The organism is Cupriavidus sp. 01L46 (genome assembly GCF_056399905.1).
The window spans coordinates 1-5,352 of sequence record NZ_JBFTSF010000377.1; the positions used below are offsets into that span (position 1 = coordinate 1).

The following is a 5,352-nucleotide window of genomic DNA, read 5'->3' on the forward strand; positions in this document are numbered from 1 at the left end:
GTGCGAAGGGTGTGCCGCTCCAGCCGGCTGTCCGGTTGCCGGCAGGCAGAGCGGTAGTTCAGCATGGCCACGCCCGGCGCAAGCGAGCGCAGCGAGAAATCCTGCGCCCAGATCGTGCCCGAGGCGGCTTCGGTGGGCAGCTCGTCCAGCGTGTCGGCCTTGGTATAGATGCCGCCGGAGCGGCCGAACTCCAGGAAGTCGTCGTGCAGCAGCGCGTCCAGCCGATGGCGGTCGCCGCGCGCGGCGGGACGGTGCAGTTCGGTTTCGAGTTGCCGGAGCAAGGGCAGCAAATCGATCTCTTGGTTCTCGTTGTTCATGTCGTGGTGTTCCTTGGTGTGCCTTGGTGTGCCTTGGTGTGCCTTGGTGTTCCTGGATGCTCCCCGGCGCGGCGTACCCGCCAGCGCTCAGCATCCTGCGTCACTGCGTGCCGTCGTCCATGCCAATGGCAGTCGTGTCGATTCTCTCGACCTTTCCTTTCTGCCGCACCTCCGTGCGCAGCACGAACGCTTCCGTCGGGCAGTACCAGTCGGTGACGTTCATGATCGCGGGCTCGGTCTGGATGAGGTCATCACCCATCATCAAAGGCCCCAGCGAGGTGCGCTTTTCGTAAGTGATCGGCATGCATTCGCGGCGGCCCAGCATGGTCTCGATGGATTGCGCACGGCCGACCCTGCGCTCGCCAACCGAGACCGAGGCCGATGGCGCGCGAATGGTCGTGACCAGCTCGTCCGTTGCCAGCCTGTGGATCACGAGATCCAGGCTGGAACTGAGCGTCTCGCCCGGCAGCACCACGCCCTCCCGTATCGCAAGGCCCGCGTAGCTGAGCACGCCTTTGCCCTGGAACGATGCCTGCCCGAACAGCCGCGTGTAGCGCGCCTGCGCATTGATGGTGGCGCGCTGGCTGCTCACGCTGCCGACCGAGCTGGCCGTCGCGCCGCGGTCGAACGTCATCTTGTGGACCTGGTCCATCACGACCGGCGGGCCCATCATGGCAGCCAGCGCCGACTTCGAGTGAATCGACAGCCAGGCGCTGCAGCCATTTTCCGTGAGCGTCGGGTTCCGGATGGTCATGGTGATCGACATCGGCATGTCGCCACTGGCCTCCATCTGCGCCCGCGCGCCGGACTGGAACCAGGGCGCGTCGCAGATGGTGCCGGGCACGCCCTGCGCCGGGCTGTCGGCGGGGCCTTGCTGCGCCGGGGCTGCATTGGCGAGCCCGCATAGCAGCAATGGAAGTAGCACCGCACCCTGCCGCCTGAAGGCGGGCTTCGGCCCCTTGGGGTAAGCAGTCATGTCGTGTCGCGTCCCGAGCAAAAATCTTGCTGCTGGCGCTTCCCCATGCGTCGGGATTTCAACCCGGACGGGCCGCCAGCACGCCCAGAAGGTAGCACTTGGCATGACGCCCCACAACCCGGATTGGCGCCAGCACCGAAGAATCTAAGCCCGGGAAGAAAATGCCTAGTTCGGCCTTCGGCCGGATCGAGGCGGAACGGGCGCCGCCGGGCCGGGAAGGCTACCGAATACCGGATAAGGCACGCCGCGCGCGGGATCCGCCGTGGTCTGGTCGACCACGATCTCCACGTCGGCAACTTCGCGCAGTGCGGCCACGAAGGGCTGCCCGGGGAAACCCCGCCCCACGCAGCCCTGCACCAGCAGCCAGCGGCCCCGCACGGTGAGCCACAGCGTGGATTCCCGCCAGCCCGGCAGCGTGATCGACAGCGACTGCAGACGGCGCTGCGTGCTTTCCACGATCTCTTGCTCGTACTGGTAGGCATTGCCGAGACGGCAGCGGCCTTCGACATAGCAATGGTTGCCGTCCTCGATCCGGTGATGKGCGTCGCGCCGCCATTGTGCTTCGTCCACGCGAGGCCCGAGCGGCTCCGGGCAATTGGCGATGCGCGACGAGATCTGGAAGAACGGATCGTGGCCACGGTTTTCCTGGTCGCTGTCGGCGCCGTGCGCCGGCCAGGCCAGCATGGCGGTGCCGGCCAGCGCCGCCAAGGCGATCCGCACGGGCAAGGACAAAGAGCGGACGGGCATGGCAAGCTCCTTGAGGGCGGCTCTCGTCTGCGTAGGATAGAACCGGCTGGCTTGCGCGCAAAGCCCGGCCATGCGCGAGCGTCCAGGCTCAGCCGCCCTGCTTGCGTGCCAGCCACGCGCCCCAGAACAGACTGCCGAAGAATCGCTGCGGCGCGGCAAAGCCCGCCTCGGCCAGCAGCGCCTGCACGGCAGCCTCCGAGTGCGGCGGGTCCGCGCCTTGCAGGATCTTGCCCAGCTTGGCCTGGACCTCGTCGGCGCCGGCGCCTTGCATGCGCCAGCGCTCGCCCCACGCAGCCAGCAGCAGCGGCTCGCTGGCATAGGCGCGGTAGTTGCCGGCGAGGATCAGCGGCGCGCCCGGTTTCAGGCGGGCCGCGATGGCACGCAAGATATCGCGCTTGGCTTCGTCCCCCGGCAGGTGATGCAGCACGCCGATCAACGTGGCGGCGTCGAAACGCGGCGCGGCGGGCAGGTCCTGCACCACGCCCGCCACGGCATGCGTACGCTCGGCCAGCCCGGCCTGGGCGACGCGCGCCATGGCAAGGTCCAGCATCGGCGCCGACGGATCGACCGCCGTGAAGCGCCACGCCGGCTCCAGCCTGGCCGCGCAGACGATCTCCTGCGCCGTGCCGCCTGCGCCGACCACCAGCACCTCGGCCGCGCGCCCGGCGCCGAGCGTTGCCGCCAGCATGCACGCGGACAGCTCATGGCAGGCGTCGTAGCCAGCCAGCGCGATGCGGCTTTGCTTTTCGTACTCGCCCGCGCGGCTGGGGTCGAATTTGGCGGCGGGATCGGCGGCGGCGGTTTGATTGGGGGTCATGGAGGCGTTCCTCTTCGTTCGCTCTGTCTGGTTGCGGGGAGATGGCCCTGAACAGCCTAAAGGGCCAGTCCCGGCGCGACAAGATGACAACTTATGCTGGTATGAGACCTACCAGCACAAGATCGAACACAAAAGCGGAAACGAACCCGTCGCGAAGGCATCGACGCGGCAGATGGAACGCACCCCGGCGCATCAACGCATCGACGTACAATCTGCGCATTCCAAAAATAACCCAAGGAGACAGCGATGGCATTCATCGGCCCCGATGTGAGCCTGCACCCCACCGCCTACGTGCACGAATCGGCCTACCTCTACGGCAAGATCACCGTGCACGAGGGCGCATCAATTTGGATCAATGTGGMAGCGCGCGCCGAGAGCCGGGAAATCGTGATCGGCGCTTACACCAATATCCAGGACTTCGCGATGCTGCACATCGGCGAGGGCACGCCGACCATCATCGGCAGCCACTGCTCCATCACCCACCACTGCACCATCCACGGCTGCACGATCGGCGACAACTGCCTGATCGGCATCAACGCCACCATCATGGACGGCTGCGTGATCGGCGATAACTGCATCATTGCCGGGCACGCCTTCCTCAAGGAAGGCACCGTGATCCCGCCCAACTCCATCGTGATGGGCAGCCCAGGCAAGGTCACGCGCACGCAGAACAATTTTGTGCGCAACCGGCTCAATGCGTTCTTGTATTACAAGAACGCGCTGGCCTATGCGGGGCAGAATTATCGGGCGTGGGAAGGGCCGGCGTTTTCGGCGCAGATGATGCGGGAGGTGGAGAGGCTGCAGGCGGAGTTGGACGCGACCGACGTTTGACACTCGCCACGATCACCGCGATGCAAGGTTCCCTTTTACGCGCCAAGCACACAGGTCTTGCCGTATTGGGGAAGCAGCACGTCTTCCGTTAGCAGCAAGATTGAACAGGCAGTATTGCCGGCCCAAGGCTGAGCACGCTAGACCAGCCCGATATCCACCGCCCGGACATCGGGAAACACATGCGCCAGGCGCGCATCGTCCAGCCCGTACAGGCGCTTGAACATCCCGCCCAGCATCGCGCGGTATTCATTGAGCACCGGCCAGTCGCGATTCTGGTTCAGCGTGCGCTGCTCCACCGCCACTTGCTCACCGGCGATGCGCCCGCCACGCACTGCGCCGCCGGCCACCCAGTACACCGTGCCGTGACCGTGGTCGGTGCCGCGCGTGCCATTCTCGCGGAAGGTGCGGCCGAACTCGGAGACCACCACCACCGTGGTCTTGCTCCATACCGGCCCGATCTCGTCCGCGAATCCGGAGATGCCGCGCCCGAGGTTATCCAGCAGGTTGGCCAGTTGTCCCTGCGCGCCGCCCTGGTTCACGTGCGTATCCCAGCCGCCGACATCGATAAAGCCAAGATTGAAGCGCTCGCGCATCAGCCCCGCCATGCGGCGCGCTTCCACCTCGAAGCCCTTGGCGCTGAGCGCGCGGCGGTTGGCCGCCTGCATCTCCTGCATGCGGCCCGCCATGTCAGRCTCGGCCTGCGCGGGCAGGTTCGCGGCCATCATGCTGTTGCGGCGCTGCATGGCCTCGGCCTCCTGCGCCACGGTCTGGCGCAGCTCGAAGCCCTCGTTGATCAGCGACTCGAAGCGGGTGCCGCGATACATCTGCGCGAGCACGCGGGTCTGGCGCTCGTCGAAGGGCGTGCGTCCGGTACCCTTGAGCGAGACATTGGGCACGGTGAGCGCGCCGCTTAGCACCATCGGCAGGCCGTCGGTGAAGGCGACGGGCGCGGCGCGTCCACCCATGGATTCGGCCAGCCGGTTGAGAAAGCCGGAGCCGCGCAGCGAGGCATCGATGCGTCCGCTGCCCTTGCCGTTGCCGGCGAGCGGCAGCCCGGCCTCGACCCCGTCCTGCGTCTCGAAATGGCTGCGCGAGAGGTCATCGGTGCCGGCAAACGGCACGAACGCAAGCTGCTGCTTTTGCCACAGCGGCAACAGGCTATCCTTGAGCGCGGGATGCAGCGCCCACGCGTCGATGCCCCTGCCCGCGCCGCCATCGAAGGCTGCCGCCAGCGACAGCGCGGCGCGCGGATCGGCTGGAGCGCCCTGCGCCACCGGCCTGGCAATGGCGATGGTCGGGCGCGACGCGTAGTAGAAATCGCTGCCCGCCGGCACCAGCACATTGGTGGCGTCGTAGCCGCCACGCAGGAACACCAGCAGGAAACGCGCATCGGCCTGCTGCGGCAGCGCGTAGGCGCGCGAGACGATGCCGGGCGCCAAAGCCGCCAGTCCGGCAAGCCCTGCGCCCTTCAGCCAGTTACGTCGTTGCATGGGGTACTCCTTGTACAGGGCGGACTGCTCAGTCCTGCATCCATTCGGGCGATGACAGCAAGATGGTGTTCCACTCCGCCTGCGACGTCGCCTGCGTCATCGCGGTGCGCGTGGCGGGGCCGAGCGTGGATTCGATGCTGTCGAAAAACACGCGGTTGGTCAGCAAAGGAAAGC

6 protein-coding genes are annotated in these 5,352 nt (G+C 66.8%); 1 reads left to right on the forward strand and 5 read right to left on the reverse strand.

Annotation, left to right across the window (positions count from 1 at the left end):
- The 4 genes from AC1DS3_RS34680 to AC1DS3_RS34695 all read right to left on the reverse strand — a co-directional run.
- Positions 1–317, reverse strand: a 317-nt coding sequence (locus AC1DS3_RS34680; RefSeq protein ID WP_477128961.1) for a nuclear transport factor 2 family protein, incomplete at its 3' end; no start/stop codon positions are given.
- Between the two features lie 100 nt (positions 318–417).
- Positions 418–1,293 carry a hypothetical protein gene (locus AC1DS3_RS34685; protein ID WP_441640815.1) on the reverse strand — a complete coding sequence of 292 codons (876 nt, stop codon included), beginning with the start codon at positions 1,291–1,293 and terminating at the stop codon, positions 418–420.
- A gap of 165 nt (positions 1,294–1,458) precedes the next feature.
- A complete protein-coding gene (locus AC1DS3_RS34690; RefSeq protein WP_441640841.1) occupies positions 1,459–1,977 on the reverse strand; it encodes a BON domain-containing protein in 519 nt (172 codons plus the stop codon).
- A gap of 151 nt (positions 1,978–2,128) precedes the next feature.
- Complete coding sequence (locus AC1DS3_RS34695; RefSeq protein ID WP_441640814.1) at positions 2,129–2,857, reverse strand: SAM-dependent methyltransferase; 729 nt, start codon at positions 2,855–2,857, stop codon at positions 2,129–2,131.
- Between the two features lie 246 nt (positions 2,858–3,103).
- Between AC1DS3_RS34695 and AC1DS3_RS34700 the strand changes: the two genes are divergently transcribed.
- Entirely contained in the window at positions 3,104–3,688 is a 585-nt protein-coding gene (locus AC1DS3_RS34700) for a gamma carbonic anhydrase family protein (RefSeq protein WP_477128962.1), read from the forward strand.
- Between the two features lie 137 nt (positions 3,689–3,825).
- Here the strand turns inward: AC1DS3_RS34700 and AC1DS3_RS34705 are convergent, their stop codons facing one another.
- Entirely contained in the window at positions 3,826–5,178 is a 1,353-nt protein-coding gene (locus AC1DS3_RS34705; protein ID WP_477128963.1) for a DUF1501 domain-containing protein, read from the reverse strand.
- Positions 5,179–5,352 lie beyond the last annotated feature (174 nt).

Excerpts from the sequence above, each read along its gene's own strand:
- AC1DS3_RS34685 (WP_441640815.1), bottom strand. The coding sequence starts at position 1,293 with ATGACTGCTTACCCCAAGGGGCCGAAGCCCGCCTTCAGGCGGCAGGGT.
- AC1DS3_RS34695 (WP_441640814.1), bottom strand. The coding sequence starts at position 2,857 with ATGACCCCCAATCAAACCGCCGCCGCCGATCCCGCCGCCAAATTCGAC.